This window comes from Methylobacterium sp. E-012, assembly GCF_057836545.1.
This window is the reverse complement of sequence record NZ_JBYQEY010000001.1, coordinates 3,084,157-3,109,953: the sequence shown is the minus strand read 5'-3', so window position 1 is coordinate 3,109,953 and position 25,797 is coordinate 3,084,157. Positions and strand designations below refer to the sequence as shown.

Sequence of the window (25,797 nt, the reverse complement as noted above, 5' to 3'; positions counted from 1 at the left end):
ACGCGCAAATGAGCGGCGGCGCGAGGGTCGTAGCCGGGACGGCGAAGGCTCGATCCGGCCCACAGGTCTGACCGCGGCACGGCCTGCGGATCACGGAGGCGGTGGCTTGGCTGGCAGCGACGCTGCCGATCTGTCAATCTGGCGGGGCGACGGTCAGCTCGATCCGTAGCGTTGTCGTGCGTAAAGCTCCAGATTCCATTGATCATCCGCGGGCCGGAACACGAAGCGTTCCGACATTTCCGCCAGCACGAGATCGGGGCGCACGCGCGCGATATAGCCGTAATCGAGCTGGGTGCTCCAGATGAAGTGCAATTCACGGAACGTCTCGGCCAGCAGAATAGTGAGGCCGATCGGCATGAAGTTGGCGTAACTGTCGCCGAACAGGACCACGCGTCGGGGGTCCGGTGCGCGCGCATTCTGATAAACAACGTGGGCGCCCGTGTGGAGCGATCCTTCCAGCCCACGTCGTTCCATGTCTTCGACGATCGGACTGGCATACACGCGTACGGCATCGCGCTGAACGTGATGCAGCGTGGTCCCTTCATAGCGGGGCGGAACGAAGGGCATGCCCAAATCCCCGGCCCAACCGGGGTGATAACTCGTCGGTCGCTCCCAGAAATCGCGGACGGGCTTTGCACCGATCGCGCGGCAGATCTCGCGATAGGCCACCAGCCGCCCGGCAAACGACAAGTGGCTGTCGGTGCGATAGAATAAGTCTTGCTCGTCCCTCCGGCGCCGCATCGGCCCGATCAGATCGATCATCGTGGCACGCCAGCGGGCGCGGCGCTGCAGATAACGGTTCACGCGGAGGCGGCGGAGGGGGAATTTTTTATAATATTCATCTTCATGATATAGTCTAAATGCTGGCGAAAGACGCCATTCTATCTCGAAATCGATCAGAAGATTATCGTATATTGTAATCTTCTCGGGCATCAAGACATGTTTATAGGGTATGCCCAAGCTGCGGAGCCGGCGCTCCCGTTCAGAGATAACCAAGCGCCAATGGATCAGAAAGAATTGCGACTCGGGAGATCTGACATATTGGGAACTGACGTTGTTCGTTCCCTGCAGCAAGAATAGGAAATCATCTTTTCCAGTATGGATTTCCTCGATCGCGGCCATGAGGGCTTCCAAATTTCCGAGCGGATCACGGGTCCGTCGGGGCATGTCCCGTCGAGGCGTTCCGTGCACCCGATCCGGCGCCCCGACGCCAGTGACCGCCGCCAGTGACCGCCCATGGGGGCCTTCACGGAGCCGTCCCGATCATCGGGGCACGCCCGCTCGGCGCGACGGCCGAGCGGGCGTGCCGTTTGGGGCTGTCACGACATCGATGCAGAGATCGCTGCGATCACGCGTTCGACGTCGGTGTCCGTCAGCTCGGGATACATCGGCAGCGACAGGATGACCCGCGCGCTGGCCTCGGTGTTCGGGAGTTCGCCGTCGGCGAGCGCGATGCGTCCGGCATAGGCAGGTTGAAGATGAACCGGGACGGGGTAATGCAGACCGGTCCCGATACCGCGTTCGGCCAGCCGTGCCTTGAGATCGTCCCGTCCCTCGGCGCGTATCACGTACTGATGGAAGACATGACCCGCCTGTGCGCGGCGTTGCGGACGCTCGATCGGAGCGGTGGCCAAGCCCTGATCGTAGAGCGCCGCAATGGCGCCGCGCCGCGCATTGTCCTCGGACAGGGACGCGAGCTTCACGCGCAGGATCGCCGCCTGCATCTCGTCGAGCCGAGAATTCCGGCCGGCACTGGCGCTGACGAACCGCTCGCGCCAGCCGTACTGGCGACAGGCACGGCACTCGTCAGCGAGCGCCGCGACATCCGTGGTGATCATGCCCCCGTCGCCATAACCGCCGAGGTTCTTGGTGGGATAGAAGCTGTAGACGGCGGCCTGACCGTAACGGCCGACCTGTCTGCCCCCGAGGGTCGCGCCGTGCGCCTGCGAGCAATCTTCGAGGACCGGGACGGCGGCACGGGCGGCGGTTGCGCAGATCGGCTCCAGATCCGCCGCCTGACCGTACAGATGGACGGGGATGACCGCGCCGACGCGCCGGCCCTCGCGGAGGCACGCGTCGAGGACGTGACTGACCCCGGACGGATCCATGCCGTAGTAGGCATCGGTATCGACCAGGACGGGTACGGCACCGATCATCTCGATCGCCGAGACCGTCGCCACCGCCGTGTGCGAGACCGTGATCACACGATCCCCCGGTTGCACGCCGAGGGCGAGCAGGCCGATCACCAATCCGTCCGTGCCGTTGCCGACCGCAATCGCCTGCTCGGCCTCGGTCCACGCGGCGAATTCCGCCTCGAACGCCTCCATCTCGGATCCGAGGATATATTGTCCCCCCGACAGGACCCGCGTCACGGCCGCGTCGATCTCGGCCTTGCGCCGGAGGTAGCCGGCACGCGGGTCGGTCTGGGGAATGGGATGTGACTGGCTCATCGGAGAGGTTCCAGATAGGGGCGCCGATGCGCGTGGTAGAACTCGAGGGTCTGACGGAGCCCGTCCTCGAAGGACAGGCGGGGCGCCCATCCGGTCGCCGCCCGGAAGGCGGTGTCGTCGGCGCTGTAATCGCCGACATCGATCAGGCTGCGGTCGGCGGGGAAGTCCTTGATGGCGAAGGCGGCCCCGGGCGTCGCAGCGACGAGGCGCTCAGCGAGGTCCCTCAGCGAAAGCCTGATCTCGCCGCCGACGTTGTAGATCTGCCCGATCGCCGGTTCCGCAACGGCCGCGATCAGCGCGTCGACGACGTTCTCGACGAAGGCGAGTTCCCGGATCTGGTGTCCCCCCCACACCTCGAACGGAACCCCCGAGAGCGCTTGGGCGATCCACCAGCCGAAGAACATCTGCCGGGCGTCTCGCACGCGCATGCGCGGACCGTAGATGTTGGTCAGCCGAAGCACCGTCGGCCGGGACCCGTAGATCCGGCCATAGAGCAGATGATAGAACTCGCCGGAGATCTTGTTGATGGCGTTGACGTCCGGGGGCGCCAGCGGGTGGGACTCGTCGACCGGAATCTTGCCGGGGCGGCCGTAGACCTGGCGCGTCGAGGCATGGACCGTGCGGATCCGCGGGGCCACGCTCCGGCAGGCTTCCACGATGGCGAGCTGCGCGAGGGCGTTGATCTCGATGTCGGTGCGCGGATCGCGCATCGATTCCACGTGGGAGGTCTGCGCCGCGAGGTTGAACAGGACCTCCTGTCCCTCGAGCGCAGCGGTGATGGCGGGGGTATCGCGCACGTCGCCGCGCACGACGCGCAGACGATCGAGGTAACCGTCCAGGTTGAACAGCTCCGCCCCGTCGTTGGGCACGAACGCGTCGAAACAGGTGACCTGCGCGCCCGCATCGACGAGCCGGCGGGCGAGGTTCGATCCGACGAACCCGACCCCGCCGGTGATCAGCACGCGCCGTCCGGTCCAATCCAGGGGCTGCGGCGGAGGCAAACTCGTCATAGTGGAGGTTCCGAGGGCCATGCAGCCGGCACGGACGCATATGCACCTGATAAGGGTTTCGACCCGATTCCGGGTGGATCCCGTTCTCCCAGCACGCCGTCCACGAGGGGCGCTCTTAGCCTTTCGTGGACGATCAGGACAAGCGCGTCCGCCATGCCCGCTGGAGCCGGTACCGACGTCATATGATGTCGGATCGCTCCGGCGGAAGCGGGGAATCCCGCGCCCCTCGACCTCAAGGGCTGCCTCGCGGGCGATCGAACGCCCTCCGACGGGGCGCATTGTCGAATGATGTGGCACGGGCTCAAGCGCAAGTCCGAACCGTGTATCGAATCCCTGGCGGATGGGGTGCCCTCCCCCGGCGCATTCGGGTCACCTGGGCCAGCGTCACAGAAGCCGGGCATAGCGTTTGTGCCGCCGAGCCCGAGAAACCGTCCATGAAACCCTCGTGCCGCCGAGGGCGATGCCGGATCGGGCTAAGCGCGCGTCGGGTCAAGGGTTCTGGGCGTCGGTGAAGACCAGCCGTCGCGCGCGTCACCAAATCCGGCCTGCGAGCGACGGCGGAAGGCGATGCGCTCGACACCGGCTCGGCACTGCCGTAGTGGCCCACGGAGGCGCCCGCCTGCCGGGCCTCGCTCCAGCGACCGAACAGAGGTTGTGCGATCGTGACGACGCCCGATGACCCGCTGATCGCATTCCGGGCGCGCATCGCCGCAGCGCCGAAGCCCGTCGAGCCGCGCACGGACGCCGAGATCTACGACGAGATCCGGGCCGCTTTCGCCGCGCTGTGGGGCACGATCGACGGCATGGATGCGATCGTGCGGGCTGGCTATCATCCCGAGGCGAAGGTCTACATCTGCATCCCGTTCGTCAATCGCATCAACGAGACGATGGTCGGCGAGGTTCGGGCGGAGCGGCCAGGCCACTCGCTGCAGGAGACACGCACGCGCGCGATCCCCTTCACGTTCCAGGGCAACGAGGTATGGATCAGGGATGGTGCCTTCAGCGATGTCGCCGACCTGCGCGGAGAAATGGGCGCGCGCTTCGCGGCGGCGTCACAGGACCGGCTGGCTGCCCGCTTGGCTGAGGTCGTCTCCGATTTCTTCGAGACCGGCTTGTGAGCGCGGTGTGACCTCTGAATCCACCCCTTCGGTCCGCAATCGACCCCCGTCGCCCGGACGACCGGTTGAGCGGACATGCGCCTGACGATCCGGCCGCTCCACGACCTGCAGCGCGACGGCGATTGGTGGTTGGCAACGGGCGATGATCCTCAACTCCTGCTCGCACGCCCCTTCGGCCGCCGGATCGCGGCGGGCCGCTACCGGTTGACCGCCGAGCCCGGGACTGGCCTGGAGGAGGCCGCGGGCGCCGAACTCTACGCGGATACCGGTCAGGGTTTCCGTGCCGAGGAGTGCCAGCCGATCCGCTTCGATCGGAGGGACGGGGAGACGACGGCGGTCATTGTCCTGGACCGGCCGGTCCGTCGGCTGCGCCTCGATCCCTTCGAGCGTGCAGGCCTCCGCTTCCGCCTGCGCCGGGTCACATTGCAGGCGGACCCTGCGGAGGTGCGTGCCGCGCCTGCGGAGGCCCGCACGGCGCAGGCGCCGCTGCCGCATCGGCGCCTGCGCGTGGCGCTGAACCTCGTTCGCCTCCTGCCGGAGAACCGGGGTTCCGGCGGTGCGGGCCGCCTCGCGCTGGCCCTCCTCGCCCATCTGCCCCGGCGGGTGGAATTGCGGGCCGCGATCCCCCCCTACTGGACGGATCTGATCGCGCGTTTTCCGGAGGTCGGCTTCAGCGTCGTCCAGTCGGACAACAACGTCGACCTGCGCCAGCTGATCGCGTGGTGCGAGTGCTACGTCGATCCCCTGAACGGCCTGCGGCCGACGACGATCGACCCGCGCGTCGCCGTGATCAGCCTCGTCCTCGACCTGCAGCACCTGCGCATGCCGTGGTTGTTCGCGCAGGCCGACATGAAATCCCGCGTGGCCGAATACAGCTACGCCATCGACCGCTCGGACCGGCTGGTGGCCATCTCCGCCTACGAGCGGGACAACCTGACGGCGTTCTACGGGGCAGACCGGATCACGGTCGCCCACCTCGCCGGTTTCATGGCCGAAGACAGCGGCCTGAGCGAGGACGAGGCGCGGAACCGACGCGCCGGGATCGGCGAGGGCGACCCCTATCTCGTCTATCCGGCCGTGCCATGGCCGCACAAGAACCACGAGATCCTCGTCCAGGCCGTGGCCGTTCTCGCGCGCCGCGGCGTGCGGATCCCCCTCGTGCTGACCAACACGGCGAGCCGGCCGGCGGCCCGCGACCGGCTCGCGCAGGTCGCGGCCGCCCTCGGCGTCGGCGACAGCGTCGATCTGCGCCCGTTCATGTCGGAATCCGAGCTGCTCGACCTCGTCACACGGGCGCGGGGCCTCGTGTTTCCGAGCCTGTACGAAGGGTTCGGCATCCCCCTCGTCGACGCGATGGCGCTGGGCGTCCCCGTTCTGACCACTCGGACCTCCGCGGTTCCGGAGATTTGCGGCGACGCGGTCGCCTATTTCGCCACCGCTGCGAACGCGGTGGCGATGGCCGACGATCTGGAGCGGTTCTGGACCGACGCGGAGGGCCGTCGCCACCTGGCCGCGAAGGGCTTCGTCCAGGCCCGACACTTCTCATCGGCCGCCATGGTCGGCAAGCTCGCCGAGGCGATCGAGGTGGCGGTGTCCGCCAAGGCCTCGGCGCCCGGAGGCCTGCCGGTTCCGAGCCGGTTCTCGCCCCCCCGCTATGCGGGGCTCGCGGTGTTCGTGATCTATGCCGACCTGACGCCGGCCGATCGGGCGGCACTGCGCGAGGCGGGCGACATCGACGCCCTGCACGCGGCGGCGTTCGGCGGTGAGGCCGATGTGACCGTGGGTCTGGAGATCGGCCTCGTCGACGACCCGGACCTTCGCGCCCTGTTCGCCCGCACGCGCAAGCTGATCTGCTTCGATCCTGCCCAATCGTCCAGCCGCGAGGCCGCGGTCGAGGATTTCAGCCTTCGCTACGATCATCGGGAATTCCAGCTCATCACGGCCTTTCGTGACGGGCGCCCCGGCTTCCATGGCGCGGCGGCGGTCGAGTCGGCCGTCATGGCGCTCCGGCTGTTCGGCGACGCCGATTACGCCGAATTCGACCCGCGGATCCAGGATTGCGCGGTCGACGCCGTGCCGGACGAGGGCGCCGGCGTGCTCGCCTACGATGAGCGGCGGCGGGACGGCCTCGTCGTCGCGGACGCGATCCTGCGGCGCAGTTCGGCCGACGATCGCCGGAACGGAACGGTGCCGTTCCTGTCGCGCTTCTGCACGGGCTACCGGCGGCTCCGGGTCCCGATCCCGCGCGTCTAGCGCGGGGCCGGGCCTCGCGACCGGCACCCCGCGCCGAGTCCGCTCGGGCTGCGTCTTGCCCTGAGAGCCTGCGCGACCTGTCTCAGGGGGCAACGCGTCCCGAAACCGGATACCTCCGATCGCCCCTCCCCCGGGGCGCCGCGTCTTTGCCGTTCGCGTCCCCTTCATGATAGGCGGCCGGCCGGCGGCGGACGGTGCCGCGATCGACCGCGCAGGATCTCCCGGATGACGCCCGTCCCCCCGCAACAGACCGACTACGAGAACCAGCTCCTGGTCGACGTCGTCTTCGAAAAGAGCCGCCGCGTCACCCCGGAGATGCTTTCGAGCTTCCCGAGCGATGCTTCGGCGCGCCGGGCCGTGGTGCTGGCGCAGGAGATGCTGGGTAAACCCGCCGCCGTGCGCGTCCTAGACTTCGGGGGCGCCTGCGGGTTGCACCACAGGATGGCCCGCGCGACGGGGATCGCCGTGAAATGGGCGGTCGTGGAGACGCCCGCGATGGTGCGGAAGGCCGCGAGCGCGGGGCTCGACCCGGATCTGCGCTACTTCGATACGATCGACGCCGCCCGCCGATGGCTGGGAGGCGTCGATTGCGTCTACTCGTCGAGCGCCCTGCAATACGTCCCCGACGCGAAGGACACGGTGGCGCGCCTTCTCGCCCTGAGGGCCCCCGTCGTCGCCTGGGCGCGCCTCAACCTCACGGACGGGGTCACGCACAGTTTCGAGCAGGTCTCGCGCCTGGCCGACAACGGCCCCGGGCCGCTCCCGCCCGGATTCGAGGATTGCAAGATCCGCTACCTCTGCACGCAGATCGCCGAGCGCGACTTCCTGAGTTGGCACACCGGTTACGCGATGATCGAGCACCTCGGTCCGCTCGACAACGCGACCTACGTCTTCCGGCCTGTTCCGGAGCGGAAGACGGCCGGATCCCGCCTCTGGCCGTTCAGCCGCTGGTTCGCCGGGACCCGCTGAGCGTCACGAGGCCCGCGGCACGACGGGGCCGCGGGCCGGGATCCTGCCGGCGGACGGTCAGAGATAGCGTTCGGCCACGGCGATCAACTCCTCGACGCGGTGATGGTAGGTGTGCTCGCGCATCACACGGGCCGTTCCGGCCTCGGCGATCGACCGGCGCTCGTCGTCGTGGGTGAGGTAGTGCCGCGCGAGCTGCACGGCGTCCTCCGGGCCCTCGAAGGCGAGGCATTCCCGACCGGGCACGAGGATGCGGTCCATGTTGACCTTGGCGTCCGTCAGGAGCAGCGCACCGCTGCCGCTCGCCTCGTAGAGGCGCAGGTTGTTGGCGAATTCCCCCGCGGCGTCGATGTGGCAGTTGAACACCATCCGGCTGTCGCGCATCGCCTGATACATCTCCAGACCCCACAGGGCCGGATGCAGGCGGGCCCGGGTGTCGGTCCCGAGCGCCTCCGCGCTGTCGCTGAACACGTCGATCTCCATGGCGGCGGCGAGGGCCCGCAGGGTCCGCGCGCGACCGCCATGCTCGTCCGTGACCTGCCCGGGGAAGATCAGACCGAAGCGGTCGCTCCCGGGCTTGAGATGGCGCAGCAGGCGCCGGTCGAAGGCGAGGCGGACCTCGTAGGCGTCGAGGCCGAGCCCCGCGAAGTAGCGCACTTGGTTGGGCAGCGACGAGATGATCGCCTGGTAGCCGGAATGGTCGCCCCACGGGATGGCCGCCGCGTGCTGGCCGATCGCCACGCCGTAATGGCCGGCGATCGAACGCAGGAAGGCCGTGTCGAACTCGAACAGGTTGCCGATCACGAGCACGTCCGGCCGGAAGCGGCGGATCTGCTCGCGCAGGATCCCGACGAAACCCGATTGCGCCCAGGGTTGCAGAAACGCCTCCGGTGTCGCCTCCAGGGTCGCGTCGATCGGCGGGTTGGCGTCCGCGAACAGGTCGAGGGCGCCGTTCTCGACGCACCAGCGATGCTGGAGCGGCATGTGGTTCGCCCACACGTCGAGCACCGTATGGCCTTTGGCCTCGAGCGGCTCCGACCAGGAACTCAGCGTCGGGAAGCCGCCATCGACCGTCGCCCGGTACTGCGAAGCCCAGTCGCGGCGGTGGAGGCCGGTACCCTGATAAAGGTGGTTGACGTAGCCCTGATAGACGGTGTCGACGACGGCGTATTTCATGCGCGATCACTCCCCTCGCGCCGGAGCACGATGGTTCGGTGGTCGATACTCTCGACGCACCCCTGGATGTAGACGGAATCCGACCAGACGTATTCGTCGGCGACCGTCAGCCCGAGCCGGCCGAAAGCCTCGGCCAGTTCCCGCCGCTTGTGGACCCAGATCGGCCGCACCGAAGCGGATCCGCAGACGCGTCGGCGCGCCTGTAGGCCGTCATGGTCGGTGGTCGTATGAACGTCGAGGACGATCCAGGCCACCCCGCTTCCCCGGAGCAGCGCAAGGATCGCGGGCCAGTCCGCGCATTCCGACACGCGCGCGCCCGCCAGGATCACGCGAGGCGGCTCACGCAGGGCGTCGGCGAGGCTGCGGACGATCTCCAGACCGGGATAGGCCTCCGCGAGGTCTTCGGCCGGCACCGGCGCATCGAGCAGGCGGTAGCGCAGCGTCCGCGTTCCCCGGCGCTTGCGCGCCAGCGACAGGGCCGGCAGCCCGGCGCGGGCGCCCCCCCAATCGAGGACGTCGAGCGGGCCGCCGTCGACGGCATCGCGAAAGACACGGTCGAGGATCAGCTCGCGCACGGCGTCGGCATCGAGGAGGCGTCCACCGGGATCGACACGCCGTGCGGCGCCCGCGTCGCGTTCGGCCTCGGCCCTGGCGTCGGCCCGGCATGCCAGGGCGCGGTGCGGATCGATCTCGGGCGGCCGGTTCCACGCCGGTGCCTCCGAGACCTGATGCGACCAGGCGAAGCTGTCGCGCCAGAGCGGCACCTGAACCGCGGCCTCGACCGTCTCGGGCTCCGCAAAGCCGAGGGTCTCGATCTCGGCCCGCGCATCCGCCAGGGCCAGGAGATACGGCAGGTAGATCGAACCGAAGATGACCGTACGGTCGAGGCCGGCCAGGTTCGGGACGTACTCATCGATGCCCATGCCCGACAGATCGAGTTCGGTCGTGCTCTTCAGCGCGTGGAAGTGATAGAAAATCAGCCGATCGTCATCGACGAAGACTTGGCCGTCCCGCAGCGTGAGCCGGTCAGCGTCGATGTTCCAGGGCGCCACGTTGCAGCCGCGGTGGCGCGCCTCGACCAGACGGCTGAACGTCTCGGGCCAGGCGTCGAGGTAGCGCTGGTCGGCGAAGCGGCCGTTCTCCAGGAAGGCGTAGCACCATTCGAGGCACCGCTCGCGGTACGTGTCGAGGCAGGCGCGCCCCTGGCGGTCGTTCCGCCATGTGACCCATCCGACGTTGTAGCGCCCATATTGCGCCCGATGTGCGTTGCGCTCGGAGAAGCGGTGTCCGATGATCAGTATCGACCGATCGCCAAGCTCGGAATAGATTGGCTCCGGAGTGCTGAAAAAAAGTATATCAGCATCAATATAGGTTATGAGGTCGATCTCGGGATCGGCGGCGAGAATGAAGAGCGGCAGGGACGGTGTCAGGGTAAAATAATATTCGACGCGGCGGCGTCGGGCCCGGACCGCCGCCAGGGCCGGATCGAACCGCTCCAGATCAGGCAGCCGGATCGGCACGAGATGCGGCAGCGCCGCCCGATTGAGGGCGTCGTAGCAGGTATCGTTCAGGCAGAGGACGTAGAGCCGGAACGCCGGGCAGTGACGGGCGAGCGAGCGGTACATCGCCAAGCCGCGCGAGAGGTAGCGCGCATCGAAGTAGGTGCAAAAATAGCGCATGGCTGGTCGGCTGATGAACCGCGCGGACCTTCGCCCACTGCGTGCGCTCCCTTTAATCCAGTCCGAGAACGGCGTCGATGCGAGCGCTGCCGATGTGACCGTGTCCAAATCATCCGTCGTGTCGAACGGGATGCTCCCGCGCGACGCTGGCCCCGGAACGCCGCCGCTTCGGAGTCGGGGTGGGAGTGCCTGACAGAACGGGCCCGCGATGGCACAGGCTAGAACAAATCATCAACGGCCTGCCCCTGTGGACAAACGCGTGCGACGGCTCTGCGCACAACCGGCTTCGCCGCAACAACGGCTGACAACCGACTGCAATCCGATCAATGACTTAGCGAAAGCTTGGCTGGGGCGCCAGGATTCGAACCTGGGAATGGCGGTACCAAAAACCGCTGCCTTACCACTTGGCGACGCCCCAATGCAGGCGGTCGCTGTCTAGACGGCGCGCTCCTGCCTGGCAAGCCGTTGGGCGGGCGCCTCAGCGGCGGTCGGGGACGCCGTCGATCCGGCGGGGCAGGCCCAGCGGATTGGCCGCCTGGAGCGCCGGCGGCAGCAGGGCGTCCGGGACGTCCTGATAGCTCACCGGGCGCAGGAACCGGTCGATCGCGAGGCTGCCCACCGAGGTCGTGCGCCCGTCCGAGGTCGCCGGGTAGGGGCCGCCGTGGACCATGGCGTGCGCCACCTCGACCCCGGTCCCGAAGCCGTCCACCAGGATGCGCCCGACCCGCCGCTCCAGGAGCGGCAGCAGGTCGCGCGCGGCCGCATGGTCCCCGGGGGCGAGGTGGAGCGAAGCGGTGAGCTGGCCCTCCAGATGCGCCAGCACCGCGCGCATCGCGGCGAAATCCGGGCAGCGGACGACCAGCGCCGCGGCGCCGAACATCTCCGCCTGCAGCGCCGGATCCGCCAGGAAGGCATCCGAATCGGTGGCGAACAGGCTGGCCCGGCCCTGCGTGGCCGTGCCGTCCGGCCCTTCGGCGAGGCGCGTGACGGCCGCGTGCCCGGACACGCGCGCGACACCCTCACGATAGGCGCGCTGGATGCCCGGGGTCAGCATGGTCGCGGCCGGGCTCTCCCGCAGGGCCGCCCCGGCGGCCTCCAGGAAGGCGTCGAGGCCCGGCCCCGGCAGCGCCAGGACCAGGCCCGGATTGGTGCAGAACTGCCCGGCGCCCAGCGTCAGTGAGGCCGCGAAGGCCCGCCCGATCGCCGCGCCGCGTTCCGCCAGCGCCCCCGGGAACAGCAGCACCGGGTTGATGCTGCTCATCTCGGCGTAGACCGGGACCGGTGTCGGGCGTCCGGCCGCGATCGCCATCAGGGCCGTGCCGCCCCGGCGCGAGCCGGTGAAGCCCACCGCGGCGATCCGGGGATCGGCCACCAGCGCCTGCCCGATCGACTGGCCGGCATCGAAGAGCAGCGAGAACACCCCCTCCGGCAGGCCGCAGGCGGCAACCGCCTTCTGAACGGCCCGGCCGACCAGTTCCGAGGTGCCGGGATGGGCCGGATGCGCCTTGACGATCACCGGGCAGCCCGCCGCGAGCGCCGAGGCGGTGTCGCCGCCGGCCACCGAGAAGGCCAGCGGGAAGTTGCTCGCCCCGAACACCGCCACCGGGCCGACCGCGATGCGTCGCAGGCGCAGGTCCGGGCGCGGCAGCGGCGTGCGGTCCGGCAGGGCCGGGTCGATGCGGGCCTCGACGGCGCTGCCTTCGCGCACCACGCCGGCGAACAGGCGCAGCTGCCCGGCGGTCCGGGCGCGCTCGCCCTCGATCCGCGGTCGGGGCAGACCGGTCTCCGCCATGCAGCGGGTGACGAGGTCGTCGCCGATCGCCAGGATGTTCGCGGCGATCGCCTCCAGGAAGCCCGCCCGGGTCTCCGGATCGGTCTCGCGGTAGGTGTCGAAGGCCGCCTCCGCCAGGGCGCAGGCCCGGTCGAGGTCGGCGGGGCCCGCCCCCGGGAAGTCCGGCTCCAGGGATTGCCCGGTCGCCGCCTCCACGGCCCGGAAGGCCGCCTCGGTTCCCCGCCGGGACTCGGCGCCGATCAGGTTCTCGCCGCGCAGGGTCATGGGCTGGTCCTCTTCGTCTGGCATACGGGCGGGCAGTCAGCCCCGCTGGGCCGCCAGGGCCTTCGCGCGGATCGCCGCGAGGGTCATGGTCGGGGTCAGCGCCTCGGGGTCGACGCGGCAATGGATCATCGCCGGCAGGCCCGAGGCGAGGCTGCGCTCGAAGGCGGGGGCGAAGTCCTCGGTCCGTTCGACCGTCTCCCCGTGCCCGCCGCAGGCCCGGGCGAGCGCCGCGAAATCGGGATTGCGCAGTTCGGTCGCCGAGACCCGGCCGGGATACTCATGCTCCTGGTGCATCCGGATCGTGCCGTACATGCCGTTGTCGAGGATGACGACGAGGATCGCGACGCCGTACTGCACGGCGGTGGCGAATTCCTGCACGGTCATCATCACGTCGCCGTCGCCCGCGAGCGCGACGACGATCCGCTCCGGATGGCTGCGCTTGGCCATCACGGCGGCCGGCAGCCCGTAGCCCATCGAGCCCGAGGTCGGCGCGAGCTGCGTGCCGTAGGCGCGGAACCGGTAGTAGCGGTGGATCCAAGTGGCGAAGTTGCCGGCGCCGTTGCAGATCACCGCGTCCGGCGGCAGCCGCTCCCGCAGCCACGTGATCGCCGCGCCGTACTGGAAGGCCCCCGGCTTCGGCTCGGGCGTCTCAGACCACGCCCGATAGGCGGCGTGGGCCTCGGCGGCGCGGCCGCTCCCGGTGGGCGAAAACTCCGGCAGGGCCGCGCAGAACGCCGCCGGGCTCGCCTGGATCGCCAGGGCCGGCTGGTAGACCCGGCCGAGTTCCGCCGGGTCCGGATGGACGTGGACCAGCGGCAGGCCGGGATCGGGGATGCCGAGCAGGCCGTAGGATTGCGCCGGCATCTCGGAGAGGCGTCCGCCGATCATGAGCAGCAGGTCGGACTCCTTGATCCGGGCGAGGAGCGCCGGGTTCGGGCCGATCCCCAACTCGCCGGCGAAGTTCGGGTGGTCGGCGGGGAAGAGCTGCGCCCGGCGGAACGACACCGCCACCGGCACGTCGTGGCGCTCCGCCCAGGCGGCGAGCGCCGCGCAGGTCTCCGCGCTCCAGCGCGCGCCGCCCAGCAGCGCCACCGGGCGCCGCGCCTCCGCCAGCATCGCCCGCAGGCGCTCCGCGTCGGCCTGGGACGGGGCGGGCTCGGCCGGGACCACGCGGGGGGCGTCGCCGACCGAAGCGACGTCGTCGAGCATGTCCTCCGGCAGGGCGATCACCACCGGGCCCGGCCGGCCTTGCAGGGCCACCCGGAAGGCCCGGGCCAGAATCTCCGGGATGCGGGCCGCGTCGTCGATCTCCACCGCCCATTTGGCGACGCCGCCGAACATCTGGCGATAGTCGATCTCCTGGAACGCCTCGCGGTCGCGCATGCCCCGGGCGATCTGCCCGACGAACAGGATCATCGGCGTCGAATCCTGGCGGGCGATGTGGATTCCGGCCGACGCGTTGGTGGCGCCGGGACCGCGCGTGACCATGCAGATGCCCGGACGTCCGGTGAGCTTGCCGGCGGCCTCCGCCATGATGGCGGCGCCCCCCTCCTGGCGGCAGACCAGGACGTCGATGCCGCTGTCGCGCAGCGCGTCGAGCACTGCGAGGTAGCTCTCGCCCGGGACGCAGGTGACGCGCGCGACCCCCTGCGCCAGCAGTTGATCGACGAGAATGCGCGCGCCGGTGCGTGGGGGCAATCCGCTCAAGCCGTCCTCCCTGGGGATCCCACCGTCCGGCCCTCGGCCGAACAAGGCCCGTCATCCGGTCTGAGATGCCGGTGATATCTCAGCCGAGGATAGAGAGCCCCGGATCGCCGTCAACCTGTCAGACCAGCGGCCGGCGGTCGAGGGCCCTGCGTGTCATCTGGTCGAGAAAGTCGAACAGCGTCCCGATGCCGGAAAGCGCCGTATCGGCGTCGCGGGCCACGACGCCCGCCACGATTCCCGCGTGGATCCGGGCGCAATCGAGGAAGCTCGCGGTCGGCTCGTAGGTGTACCAGAAGCGCCGGGACTGGGCGTGGAGCGCCGCCATGGTGCTGGTCAGGGTGGCGTTGTGGGCGGCCTTGACCATCGACTCGTGGAGCACCCGCTTGGTCCGGAAATAGGTTTCCCGATCCCGGGCCCCGGCGGCGGCGAGCAGCCCGGCAACCCCCTTCTCCAGCGCGGCGAGATCCTGGTCCGTGCCGCGCGCGATCACGCAGCGGGCCACCGTCTCGTCCAGGGGGCGCCGGACCTCGAGCAGTTCGAGATGCGTGATGATGTCGACGGGGGTGACCAGCACGCCGCGGCGCGGATGGACCTCGACGAAGCCGATGGTCTTGAGGCGGGCCAGCGCCTCGCGGACCGGGGTGCGGCCGAGCGCCAGCTCCTCGCCCAATTCGCCCTCCGAGACCATCGCCCCCGGGGCGAGGCGGCGGCTGATGATCATCTGCTCGATGGCGTCGTAGGCGGTCTCCGCGAGGGAGCGCGGACGTCCCGTCGCCGCGAGGCCCGTCTCGCGCGTTTCAATCGACACCAGTTCCGATCCTGCCAATACTCGCCCCGTCGGTTTCAGGATTGATCTGACGCCAAGCCGAGGAGTTGACAATGGCGAGGAACGGCGTGCTACTCAACCCCTGAGATATCAGTCGGCGCTCACGGCGGTTCCCCGGGAACCCGCGGCCGGGCGACACGACCATCGGGGAGGACGAGCGGATGTCGGGGCTGTCCGAGGAGACGCGCGCCAAGCTCAAGACCGTCAGCACGGCGACGCTGATGACCGCCCTGTACAAGCGCGGCTTCCGCAATCAGATGATCCAGGGCGTCCTGCCCCTCAAGAAGGGCGGCGCCACCATGGTCGGCGAGGCCTTCACCCTGCGCTACATGCCGGCCCGCGAGGATCTGAACCCGATCACGGTGTTCCGGGACCGGGCGCACCCGCAGCGCAAGGCCGTGGAGGAATGCCCGCCCGGCGCCGTGTTCGTGATCGACAGCCGCAAGGACGCCCGCGCCGCCTCGGCAGGCTCGATCCTGGCCACGCGCCTGATGGTGCGCGGCTGCGCCGGGCTGGTGACGGATGGCGGCTTCCGGGACGCCGACGAGATCGCGGCGCTCGCCATGCCGAGCTACCACGCGCGGCCCTCGGCGCCGACCAACCTCACCATCCACCAGGCGATCGACATCAACGTGCCGATCGGCTGCGGCGACGCCCCGGTCTTCCCCGGCGACGTGATCGTGGGTGACGGCGACGGCGTCGCGGTGATCCCGGCCCATATCGCCGACGAGGTCGCCGCCGAGGCGGTCGAGATGACCGCCTACGAGGATTTCGTCACCGAGGAGGTGCGCAAGGGCCGCTCGATCCTCGGCCTCTACCCGGCCACCGACGCGCAGAGCCTCGCCGATTTCGCCGCGTGGCGGACGCAGACCGGCCGCTGAGGGCGGGCCCCGGCCCCGGGCCGACACACGCACGATCAGAACAGGGAGGGCGCCATGGCGGCGGGCATTCCAGCGGTCCCGGCTTCGCCGGAGATCGAGCGGCGGACCATCTCCAAGGTCTCGTGGCGGCTCCTGCCGCTGATCGTGGTGATCTACTTCATCGCCTACATGGACCGCACGAATGTGGGCTTCGCCTCCTTCGGCCTGAACCGGGAGTTCGGCTTCTCGGCCACCCTGTACGGCTGGGGCGCGGGGATCTTCTTCCTCGGCTACTTCTTCTTCGAGGTGCCGAGCAACGTGCTGCTGGAGCGCACCGGGGCGCGGATCTGGATCGCCCGGATCATGATCACCTGGGGTCTGGTCGCGGGCGGCATGGCCTTCATCGCCGGCCCGGTGAGCTTCCTGGTGATGCGCTTCCTCCTCGGCGTGGCCGAGGCCGGGTTCTTCCCGGGCATGATCCTGTACTTCACCTACTGGTTCCCGCGGAAATACCGGGCCCGGGTGGTGGCGGCCCTGTTCCTGGCGGTGCCGGGCTCCAACGCCCTGACGGCGGTGATCTCCGGGGCGCTGCTCCAGCTCGACGGGGTGATGGGCGTCCACGGCTGGCAGTGGCTGTTCCTCGTCGAGGCCGCGCCCGCGATCGTGCTGGCCTTCGTGGTGCTCGCGCTGATGACCGACCGGCCCGCCAAGGCGACATGGCTCGCCGAGGACGAGCGCCGCTGGCTGGAGGACACGCTGGAGGCCGAGCGCCGCAGCACCGTCAAGACCCACGGCCATTTCACGCTCCGGCAGGCGCTGACCGACTCCCGCGTGCTGACGCTGGCGGCCCTCTACTTCACCATCGTCACGGCGACCTACGGCATCACCTTCTTCATGCCGCCGATTCTCAAGAGCCTGAAGCTCACCGATTGGGAGACGGGGCTCGCCACGGCTTTGCCCTACGTCATCGGCACCGTCGGCATGATCGCCTGGAGCTGGTCGTCGGACCGGCGCAACGAGCGGCGCTGGCACTTCGTGATCGCGGCGATCGTGGCGGCGATCGGGCTGATCGCCTCCGGCCCGCTGCTCGGCAGCCTCTGGGCGCTCGCGGCGATGTCGGTGGCCACCGTCGGCCTCTACGGCACCAAGCCGGCCTTCTGGCCCCTGCCGGCGGAGTTCCTGTCCGGACCGGCGGCGGCCGGCGGCATCGCGCTGATCAATTCGGTGGGCAATCTCGGCGGCTTCGTCGGCCCCTATGTCCTGGGCTGGCTGAAGGACACCACCGGCACCTACGAGGCCGGGCTCTACTTCCTGGCGGGCTGCGCCCTGGCCTCGGCGGCCCTCGCCTTCGCGACGGTTCGCGGGCAGGCTTCCGCCGCGGGCACGGCCGGCGCCGTCCGCCCCGCCCGCCCGAACGCGTGACACCGGAGAGATCGCGATGACCGCGCGCAAGAAGACCCTCGGCGAGCTGCGCAGCCAGCGCTGGTTCGGCGCCACCGACCTGCGCAGCTTCGGCCACCGCTCGCGCATGCTCCAGATGGGCTACGAGCGCGCCGACTTCAGCGACAAGCCGGTGGTCGGCATCATCAACACGTGGAGCGACATCAACCCCTGCCACCAGCACTTCAAGGCGCGGGTCGAGCACGTGAAGCGCGGCGTCTGGCAGGCGGGCGGCTTCCCGATCGAGTTGCCGGCGCTGTCGCTGTCCGAGAACTTCGTCAAGCCGACCACGATGCTCTACCGCAACCTCCTGGCCATGGAGGTGGAGGAGCTGCTGCGCCAGCATCCGGTCGACGGCGCGGTGCTGATGGGCGGCTGCGACAAGACCACGCCCGGCACCGTGATGGGCGGCATCTCCATGAACCTGCCGATCATCTTCCTTCCCGCCGGCCCGATGATGCGCGGGCATTCCGGCGGGACGATCCTCGGCTCGGGCTCCGACGTGTGGAAGTACTGGGCCGAGAAGGAGGCGGGCAATATCACCACCCAGGAATGGAACGACATGGAGGCCGGCATTGCCCGCTCGGCCGGCACCTGCATGACCATGGGCACGGCCTCGACCATGACGTCGATCACCGAGGCGATGGGCCTCAGCCTGCCGGGCGCGGCCTCGATCCCGGCGGCGGATGCCGACCATCCCCGCATGGCCGGTGCCTGCGGCCGGCGGATCGTGGAGATGATCTGGGAGGATCTGAAGCCCTCCGACATCCTCGACCGCCGCTCCATCGACAATGCGCTGGTGGTCCACAATGCGCTGGCCGGCTCGACCAACGCGATGATCCACCTCGTCGCCATGGCGGGCCGGGCCGGAATCCCGGTCAAGCTCACCGAGTTCGACGAGTTCGCCCAGCGTGTGCCGGTGATCGCCAATCTCCGCCCCTCCGGGCAGTGGCTGATGGAGGATTTCCACATCGCCGGCGGGATCCGCGCCCTGATGGCGCGCCTGTCCCCCCTCCTCCACCTCGACGCCCGCTCGGTGACCGGCGGCACGATCGGCGATGGGCTCGCGGGTGTCCGGGTCTACAACGACGACGTGATCCGACCCCTGGACCAGCCGATCGTATCGACCGGCGGCACCGCGATCCTCTACGGCAACCTCGCCCCGGACGGCTGCGTGATCAAGCCGCCGGCCGCCGACCCGCGCTTCCTGCAGCATACCGGCCCGGCGCTGGTCTTCGACGATTACGATTCCATGAACGCGGCGGTGAACGACCTCGACCTCGACGTCACCCCCGACCATGTGATGATCCTGCGCAATGCCGGCCCGATCGGCGGCCCCGGCATGCCGGAATGGGGCATGCTGCCGATCCCGAAGGTCCTGCTCCGGCAGGGGATCCGTGACATGGTCCGCATCTCGGACGCCCGGATGAGCGGCACGAGCTACGGCGCCTGCATCCTGCACGTCTCGCCGGAATCGGCCGCCGGCGGGCCGCTCGCGGCGGTGCGCAACGGCGATCTCATCACCGTCGACGTGCCCGGGCGGCGGATCCACCTGCACCTCGACGATGCGGCGATCGCCGAGCGGGTGACGGCGTTCCGGCCGCCGGACCGGGCCTATCCGCGCGGCTACAACCGGCTGTTCGCCCAGCACGTGCGGCAGGCCCACGAGGGCTGCGACTTCGATTTCCTGGAGGGCGCGGGCGGCATCCCCGAACCCGAGATTCACTGACAGGCCGAGCCGTCGAAGAACGGCGGGCCGACACGATAGGGAGGCGACATGGCGATGATCGCACGCAGGGGGCTGCTCGCCGGAGCAGCCCTGCTCGGAGCCGCGCGGGCGGCTGGGGCGGGCTGGGAGCCGTCCCAGCGCGTGCCCGACCCGGCCGTGGAGGTGCTCGACCCGGCGTTTGCCAAGTACCGCCTCGCCTCGGCGACGGTGGAGCGCGTCGCCACCGGCTTCCGCTGGGCCGAGGGACCGGTCTGGTTCGGCGATATGGGTGCGCTGCTGTTCAGCGACGTGGTCAACAACCGAATCATGAAGTGGGAGGAGGCGACCGGCACGCTCTCGGTGTTCCGCAAGCCGTCGAACTACGCCAACGGCAACACCCGCGACCGGCAGGGCCGGCTGATCACCTGTCAGCACACGACGCGGAGCGTCACCCGCACCGAGCATGACGGCAGCCTCACCACGCTGCTGGACCGGTTCGACGGCAAGCCCCTCAACTCGCCGAACGATGTGGTCTGCCACTCCGACGGGGCCGTCTGGTTCACCGACCCGGCCTTCGGGCCGAATCCGCACGAGGGGATGGCGGCGCCGGAGCTGCCCGCCAACGTCTACCGGATCGATCCGAAGACCGGACAGGCCAGCGTCGCGGTCGAGGGCGTGGCCGGGCCGAACGGGCTCTGCTTCTCGCCGGACGAGACCAAGCTCTACGTCATCGAAGCCCGGGCCAAGCCCAACCGCCTGATCCGCGTCTACGACGTGGTCGAGGGCGGCACCAGGACCGCCAACGGCCGGGTGTTCTACGACGCCGGCACCGGCACGCCGGACGGGTTCCGGGCCGATAGCGACGGCAATCTCTGGTGCGGCTGGGGCATGAGCGAGGCCGAGGACGGGGTGATCGTGCTCTCGCCGCAGGCCAAGCTGATCGGCCGGATCCGCCTTCCCGAGCGCTGCGCCAACCTGTGCTTCGGCGGCCTCAACCGCAACCTGTTGCTGATGACGGCCACACACTCGGTGTACGCGCTGTACGTGAATACGCGGGGCGCGGGGACCTGCTGAGGGCCAGTTTTGCGACCCGGATCATCGCTTCCGCGAAGGCTTCTGCGGGGGGCCAGCTTCGCCTTCCGCCAGCGCTGCATGCGCCCGGGAAAGGACCCGCAGGTTCAATCTGAGCCCGACCTCGTCTCTACGAGCGGAGCGAACCAATCCAGTTGCACCATGCCTTCCGGCGTCGCGCTTCCCTGGGCCGCTTCGCTGCGCTCGCGATGACGGGTTGCGGGGTCGACGCCCCCGCCCTTACTCGGCGGCTTCCGCCAGGTACCGCGCCGGGTCGTAGTTCAGGATCGGGCCGAGCCAGCGCTCGACCTCCCGGAGATCCATCCCCTTGCGGACCGCGTAATCCTCGACTTGATCCCGCTCCACCTTGGCGACGCCGAAGTAATGCGCCTGCGGGTGCGCCAGGTAGAGGCCCGAGACCGAGGAGCCCGGCCACATGGCGTAGGATTCGGTCAGCTTCACCCCGATCCGGCTCTCAGCCTTCAGGAGATCGAACAGCTGCGTCTTCTCCGTGTGGTCGGGCTGGGACGGGTAACCTGGGGCCGGGCGGATGCCGGCATAGGGCTCGGTGGCCAACTCCGCCGGCGTGTAGCTCTCCTCCGGCGCGTAGCCCCAGAACTCCCGGCGCACCCGCTCGTGCATCCGCTCGGCGAAGGCCTCGGCGATGCGGTCGGCCAGCGCCTTCACCAGGATCGCCCGGTAATCGTCGTTCGCCCGCTCGAAGCGTTCGGCGATGCGCACCTCCTCCAGCCCCGCCGTGACCACGAAGCCGCCGACATAGTCGGCGATGCCGGTCTCGGCCGGGGCCACGAAGTCCGACAGGCAGGTGTTGGGCCGGCCGTCACGCTTCGAGAGCTGCTGGCGCAGGCCGTGGAAGGTCGCGAGCCGCTCCTGCCGGCTCTCCCCCGTGTAGAGCGCGATGTCGTCGCCGACGCTGTTGGCCGGCCAGAAGCCGATCACTGCCTTCGGGTTGAACCAGCGCTCCGCCACGATCTGCTTCAGCATACCTTGCGCATCCTCGTAGAGGGCGCGGGCGGCCGGACCCTGGTCCGGGTCATCCAGGATCGCCGGGAAGCGGCCCTTGAACTCGTAGGTCTGCAGGAACGGCGTCCAGTCGATGTAGGGGACGAGGTCGGCGACCTCGTAGGAACCGTAGACCCGGGTGCCGGTGAAGCTGGGCTTGGCCGGCGCGTAGCCGGACCAGTCGATCTTGAAGGCGTTGGCCCGGGCCTTCGTCAGGGGCAGCCGCTGCTTGTCGAGTTCCGAGCGGGCATGGGCGGCGGAGACCTTGGCGTACTCGGCCCGGACCTTCTCGATCGTGGCGCCGCGGGTCTCCTGGGAGATCAGGCTCGACACCACGCCGACCGCGCGGCTCGCGTCGGTGACGTAGACCGCCTGCCCCCTTGCATAGGCCGGGTGGATCTTCACCGCCGTGTGGACGCGGCTCGTGGTGGCACCGCCGATCAGGAGCGGCACGTCGAGGCCCTCGCGCTCCATCTCGCCGGCCACGTGGACCATCTCGTCCAGCGACGGGGTGATCAGGCCGGACAGGCCGACGATGTCGACCTTCTCGCGCTTGGCGGTCTCCAGGATCTTGGCCGCCGGCACCATCACGCCGAGATCGATGATCTCGTAGTTGTTGCAGGCGAGCACGACGCCGACGATGTTCTTGCCGATGTCGTGGACGTCGCCCTTCACGGTGGCCATCAGCACCTTGCCGGCGGCCTGGCGCTTGCCGTCGCCGCCATTGGCCAGCTTCTCGGCCTCCATGTAGGGCTCGAGATAGGCGACCGCCTGCTTCATCACCCGGGCGGACTTCACCACCTGCGGCAGGAACATCTTGCCCGCGCCGAACAGGTCGCCGACCACGTTCATGCCGGACATCAGCGGGCCCTCGATCACGTGGAGCGGCCGCGCCACGCCCTGCCGCGCCTCCTCGGTATCGGCGACGATGTATTCGGTGATGCCGTTGACCAGGGCGTGCTCGATGCGCTTGGCCACCGGGGCCTCGCGCCAGGTGAGGTCGGCGGTCTTGGCCTGGGCCGAGGCCCCGGTCTTGAACCGCTCGGCCGAGTCCAGCAGGCGCTCGGTGGAATCCTCGCGGCGGTTGAGGACCACGTCCTCGCAGAGCGCGCGCAGCTCCGCGGGGATCTCGTCGTAGACGGCGAGCTGGCCGGCATTGACGATGCCCATGTCCATCCCGGCCTGGATGCAGTGGTACAGGAACACCGCGTGCATCGCCTCGCGCACCGGCTCGTTGCCGCGGAACGCGAAGGACAGGTTCGAGACGCCCCCCGAGATGTGGACGTGCGGCAGGGTCGCGCGGATCTCCCGCGTCGCCTCGATGAAGTCGACGCCGTAGTTGTTGTGCTCCTCGATGCCGGTGGCGACCGCGAAGATGTTCGGGTCGAAGATGATGTCCTCGGGGGGGAAGCCGACCTGCTCGGTGAGGATCCGGTAGGCGCGGGTGCAGATCTCGACCTTGCGCGCCTGCGTGTCGGCCTGCCCCTTCTCGTCGAAGGCCATCACCACCACGGCGGCGCCGTAGGAGCGGCAGATCTTGGCATCGTGGATGAACTTCGCCTCGCCCTCCTTCATGGAGATCGAGTTCACGATCGGCTTGCCCTGGATGCACTTCAGGCCCGCCTCGATCACCTCGAACTTCGAGGAATCGACCATCACGGGCACCCGGGCGATGTCGGGCTCGGCGGCGACGAGGTTCAGGAACTCGACCATCGCCTTCTGCGAGTCGAGCAGGCCCTCGTCCATGTTGACGTCGATCACCTGGGCGCCGGCGGCGACCTGGTCGCGGGCGACGTCCAGCGCGGCGGCGTAATCGCCGTTGGTGATGAGCTTGCGGAATTTGGCCGAGCCGGTGACGTTCGTGCGCTCGCCGACGTTCACGAAGGGAATTTCCTTCGTGAGGACGAAGGGCTCCAGCCCCGAGAGCCGCATCAGGCGCGGGATCTCGGGGATCGGCCGCGGCGCCTTGCCGGCGACCGCCTCGGCTATCGCGCGGATGTGGTCCGGGGTCGTGCCGCAGCAGCCGCCGACCATGTTGACGAGGCCGGATTCGGCGAACTCGCCGACCAGCTTGCCCATCGCCTCCGGGCTCTCGTCGTAGAGGCCGAACTCGTTCGGCAGGCCGGCATTCGGATAGGCGCAGACCAGGGTGTCGCAGATCCGCGACAGCTCGGCGATGTGGCCGCGCATCTCGCGGGCGCCCAGCGCGCAATTGAGGCCGAAGGTCAGCGGATCGGAATGGCGCAGGGCGTGCCAGAAGGCCGCCGGGGTCTGGCCCGACAGGGTGCGGCCGGAGAGATCCGTGATCGTGCCGGAGATCTGGACGGGTAAGCGGATGCCGGTCTCGTCGAAGACCTGCCAGGCCGCCGCCACCGCCGCCTTGGCGTTCAGCGTGTCGAAGATGGTCTCGATCAGGATCAGCTCGGCGCCGCCGTCGATCAGGCCGCGGACCTGCTCCACGTAGGCCTGCTTCACCTGATCGAAGGTGACGGCCCGGAAGCCGGGATTGTTCACGTCCGGGGAGATCGACAGGGTGCGGTTCGTCGGGCCGATGGCGCCGGCCACGAAGCGGCGGCGGCCGTCCTGCTTTTCGGCAAGCTGGGCCGCTTCCCGGGCGAGCCGCGCGCCGGTGGCGTTCAGCTCGTGGATGATCGATTCCATGCCGTAATCGGCCTGGGCGATGGTGGTGCCCGAGAAGGTGTTGGTCTCGCAGACGTCGGCGCCGGCCAGGAAGTAGTCGAGGTGGATCTGCCGGATCGCGTCGGGCTGGGTCAGGATCAGGAGGTCGTTGTTGCCCTTCTGATCGTGGCCGTGATCCGTGAACCGGTCCCCGCGAAAGTCTTCTTCCGAGAATTTGAGGCGCTGGATCACCGTGCCCATCGCCCCGTCGAGGACGAGGATTTTCTCGGCCGCGCGCTGGCGCAGCGCCTGCGCGATCTCGGTGCCGTCGACGGGGGGAAAATCGGTCATCGGGTCATCCCATCGGCCACCTCGCCCTGAGGTGCCGCAGCGGAGAAGGCCTCGCAGGAGGTCTCCAGATGTCGTGTCGATCCCTGGAGCTCTCCGTCGAGGCCGCTCGCGCGGCACCTCAGGATGAGGTTGAGGGTAGATTCTTCGGTCTCTCGTGCGTGCCCGGGCGGTCGGCCCGGGCACAGTTCCGTTTCTGCAAGCGGAGCGACGCCGCCTGGACGGTGCGCCGCTTCGACGTGGCCTCGTCGTGCGGTCAGCCCGTCTTTTCCAGGGCCGCGAGGCGCTTCTCGATCGCCTCCAGGCGCTCCTCCACTTCCGCAGCGGCGTAGCGGCCGAGGATCGATTCGCCGTTCACGGCCTGGCGTAGATTGTCGAAGCGCCGCTCGAGCTTATCGAAGCGCACGTCGTGGTCTTCAAGTTTCCTTGCGACGCGTTCGAAACCTGTATGCATCTCCGTCCTCATCTCCCGAAGGAGCGGAAGAATCATATCCTGCGGCTCGGCCATCGCGAACAACCCCATGCCGCGCCCGCACGGTGCGCGCCGCCTGAATTTAAGCCGCCGCCTTGGCGGCCGCCAGCTTCGGCGCCTGCGCGCGCAGGCCGAGCAGGTGGCAGATCGCGTAGACGAGGTCGGAGCGGTTCATCGAGTAGAAGTGGAAGTCGTTGACCCCCTCGTCCACGAGGTCGAGCACCTGCTCGGCCGCCACCGCGCCGGCGACGAGGCGGCGGGTCTCGACGTCGTGCTCCAGCCCCTCGAACCGGGCGGCCAGCCAGTACGGGACCGAGGCGCCGGTGCGGCGGGCGAAGTTCGCCGCCTGCTTGAAGTTCTGCACCGGCAGGATGCCCGGGATGATCGGGATCGTGATCCCGGCGGCCCGGACCTTCTCCAGGTAACGCAGGTAGATCTCGTTCTCGAAGAAGAACTGGGTGATCGCCTGGTCGGCCCCGGCATCGACCTTGGCCTTCAGGGCGTCGATGTCGGCGTCGAGGGAGGCCGCCTCGGGGTGCTTCTCCGGGTAGGCCGAGACCGAGACCTTGAAGTCGCCGATGCGCTTGATCCCCTCGACCAGCTCGGCGGTCGAGGCGTAGCCCTCCGGATGGGGCCGGTAGGCGTGTCCGACGCCCTCGGCCGGATCGCCGCGGAGCGCCACGATGTGGCGCACGCCCGCGTCCCAGTAGGACTGCACCACCGCGTCGATCTCCTCGCGGGAGGCGTCCACGCAGGTGAGATGGGCGGCCGGCTTCAGGCTGGTCTCGCCGACCATCCGGGCGACCGTGTTGTGGGTGCGCTCCCGGGTCGAGCCGCCGGCCCCGTAGGTCACCGAGACGAAGCTCGGCTGGAGCGGCGCCAGACGCTCGATCGAGGCCCAGAGGATCTTCTCCATCTCGTCGGTCTTCGGCGGGAAGAACTCGATCGAGACGCGGATCGGGTGGTAGCCGTCGCGGCTGGCGCGGTGGGTGGAGCGGCGCATCGGATCTCGTCC

At 69.3% G+C, this 25,797-nt stretch carries 18 protein-coding genes and 1 tRNA gene; 7 read left to right on the top strand and 12 right to left on the bottom strand.

Translation table 11 applies throughout. The annotated features are described in order from the left end of the window. Positions 1-153: 153 nt before the first annotated feature. The 3 genes from AC3IF1_RS15060 to AC3IF1_RS15050 all read right to left on the bottom strand — a co-directional run bounded on the left by AC3IF1_RS15060 (position 154) and on the right by AC3IF1_RS15050 (position 3,460). On the bottom strand, positions 154-1,122 hold the full coding sequence (locus AC3IF1_RS15060; RefSeq protein WP_489218244.1) for an alginate O-acetyltransferase AlgX-related protein: 969 nt from the start codon (positions 1,120-1,122) through the stop codon (positions 154-156). 197 nt (positions 1,123-1,319) lie between these two features. Then, the gene (locus tag AC3IF1_RS15055) at positions 1,320-2,450 is read right to left on the bottom strand and encodes a DegT/DnrJ/EryC1/StrS family aminotransferase (protein WP_489218243.1); all 1,131 of its coding nucleotides are present in this window, start codon (positions 2,448-2,450) and stop codon (positions 1,320-1,322) included. Further along, positions 2,447-3,460 carry an NAD-dependent epimerase/dehydratase family protein gene (locus AC3IF1_RS15050; RefSeq protein WP_489218241.1) on the bottom strand — a complete coding sequence of 338 codons (1,014 nt, stop codon included), beginning with the start codon at positions 3,458-3,460 and terminating at the stop codon, positions 2,447-2,449. The genes AC3IF1_RS15055 and AC3IF1_RS15050 overlap by 4 nt, the downstream gene beginning before the upstream one ends. Positions 3,461-4,122: 662 nt before the next feature. Here AC3IF1_RS15050 and AC3IF1_RS15045 point away from each other — a divergent pair. The 3 genes from AC3IF1_RS15045 (at position 4,123) to AC3IF1_RS15035 (ending at position 7,800) form a co-directional block, all read left to right on the top strand. Further along, entirely contained in the window at positions 4,123-4,578 is a 456-nt protein-coding gene (locus AC3IF1_RS15045; RefSeq protein WP_489218240.1) for a hypothetical protein, read from the top strand. A 75-nt stretch (positions 4,579-4,653) separates the two neighbouring features. After that, a complete protein-coding gene (locus tag AC3IF1_RS15040; RefSeq protein WP_489218239.1) occupies positions 4,654-6,831 on the top strand; it encodes a glycosyltransferase family 4 protein in 2,178 nt (725 codons plus the stop codon). A gap of 225 nt (positions 6,832-7,056) precedes the next feature. Beyond that, entirely contained in the window at positions 7,057-7,800 is a 744-nt protein-coding gene (locus tag AC3IF1_RS15035) for a class I SAM-dependent methyltransferase (RefSeq protein WP_489218238.1), read from the top strand. 57 nt (positions 7,801-7,857) lie between these two features. On the opposite strand, the gene AC3IF1_RS15030 is transcribed toward AC3IF1_RS15035, so the two are convergent. The 6 genes from AC3IF1_RS15030 to AC3IF1_RS15005 all read right to left on the bottom strand — a co-directional run bounded on the left by AC3IF1_RS15030 (position 7,858) and on the right by AC3IF1_RS15005 (position 15,223). Beyond that, complete coding sequence (locus tag AC3IF1_RS15030) at positions 7,858-8,973, bottom strand: glycosyltransferase family protein (protein ID WP_489218237.1); 1,116 nt, start codon at positions 8,971-8,973, stop codon at positions 7,858-7,860. Continuing rightward, a complete protein-coding gene (locus AC3IF1_RS15025) occupies positions 8,970-10,652 on the bottom strand; it encodes a hypothetical protein (protein ID WP_489218236.1) in 1,683 nt (560 codons plus the stop codon). Before AC3IF1_RS15025 ends, AC3IF1_RS15030 begins: the two co-directional genes overlap by 4 nt. A 343-nt stretch (positions 10,653-10,995) precedes the next feature. After that, positions 10,996-11,070: transfer RNA gene (locus AC3IF1_RS15020), tRNA-Gln, on the bottom strand. A gap of 60 nt (positions 11,071-11,130) precedes the next feature. Continuing rightward, positions 11,131-12,708 (bottom strand): aldehyde dehydrogenase (NADP(+)), encoded by a 1,578-nt coding sequence (locus tag AC3IF1_RS15015; protein WP_489218235.1) that lies wholly within the window; start codon positions 12,706-12,708, stop codon positions 11,131-11,133. A gap of 36 nt (positions 12,709-12,744) precedes the next feature. Next, on the bottom strand, positions 12,745-14,415 hold the full coding sequence (locus AC3IF1_RS15010; protein ID WP_489218234.1) for a thiamine pyrophosphate-binding protein: 1,671 nt from the start codon (positions 14,413-14,415) through the stop codon (positions 12,745-12,747). 118 nt (positions 14,416-14,533) lie between these two features. Further along, entirely contained in the window at positions 14,534-15,223 is a 690-nt protein-coding gene (locus AC3IF1_RS15005) for a GntR family transcriptional regulator (RefSeq protein ID WP_489218233.1), read from the bottom strand. Between the two features lie 179 nt (positions 15,224-15,402). Here AC3IF1_RS15005 and AC3IF1_RS15000 point away from each other — a divergent pair, with 179 nt between their 5' ends. Genes AC3IF1_RS15000 through AC3IF1_RS14985 form a run of 4 tightly spaced genes read left to right on the top strand, consistent with a single transcriptional unit; the run spans position 15,403 to position 20,323 of the window. Continuing rightward, positions 15,403-16,122 (top strand): ribonuclease activity regulator RraA, encoded by a 720-nt coding sequence (locus AC3IF1_RS15000; RefSeq protein WP_243966529.1) that lies wholly within the window; start codon positions 15,403-15,405, stop codon positions 16,120-16,122. A 54-nt stretch (positions 16,123-16,176) separates the two neighbouring features. After that, positions 16,177-17,523, top strand: coding sequence for an MFS transporter (locus tag AC3IF1_RS14995; protein WP_489218232.1), 1,347 nt, complete (start codon positions 16,177-16,179; stop codon positions 17,521-17,523). Between the two features lie 16 nt (positions 17,524-17,539). Then, positions 17,540-19,270: an L-arabinonate dehydratase gene (gene araD, locus AC3IF1_RS14990; protein ID WP_489218231.1), complete on the top strand. Its 1,731-nt coding sequence runs from the start codon at positions 17,540-17,542 to the stop codon at positions 19,268-19,270. A gap of 48 nt (positions 19,271-19,318) precedes the next feature. Beyond that, positions 19,319-20,323, top strand: coding sequence for an SMP-30/gluconolactonase/LRE family protein (locus tag AC3IF1_RS14985; RefSeq protein ID WP_489218230.1), 1,005 nt, complete (start codon positions 19,319-19,321; stop codon positions 20,321-20,323). A gap of 237 nt (positions 20,324-20,560) precedes the next feature. On the opposite strand, the gene metH is transcribed toward AC3IF1_RS14985, so the two are convergent. The 3 genes from metH to metF form a co-directional block, all read right to left on the bottom strand. Next, on the bottom strand, positions 20,561-24,313 hold the full coding sequence (gene metH / locus AC3IF1_RS14980; RefSeq protein WP_489218229.1) for a methionine synthase: 3,753 nt from the start codon (positions 24,311-24,313) through the stop codon (positions 20,561-20,563). 253 nt (positions 24,314-24,566) lie between these two features. Further along, the gene (locus AC3IF1_RS14975; RefSeq protein WP_489218228.1) at positions 24,567-24,818 is read right to left on the bottom strand and encodes a hypothetical protein; all 252 of its coding nucleotides are present in this window, start codon (positions 24,816-24,818) and stop codon (positions 24,567-24,569) included. Positions 24,819-24,864: 46 nt separating this feature from the next. Further along, positions 24,865-25,785: a methylenetetrahydrofolate reductase [NAD(P)H] gene (gene metF / locus AC3IF1_RS14970; RefSeq protein WP_243966505.1), complete on the bottom strand. Its 921-nt coding sequence runs from the start codon at positions 25,783-25,785 to the stop codon at positions 24,865-24,867. Positions 25,786-25,797: the final 12 nt, after the last annotated feature.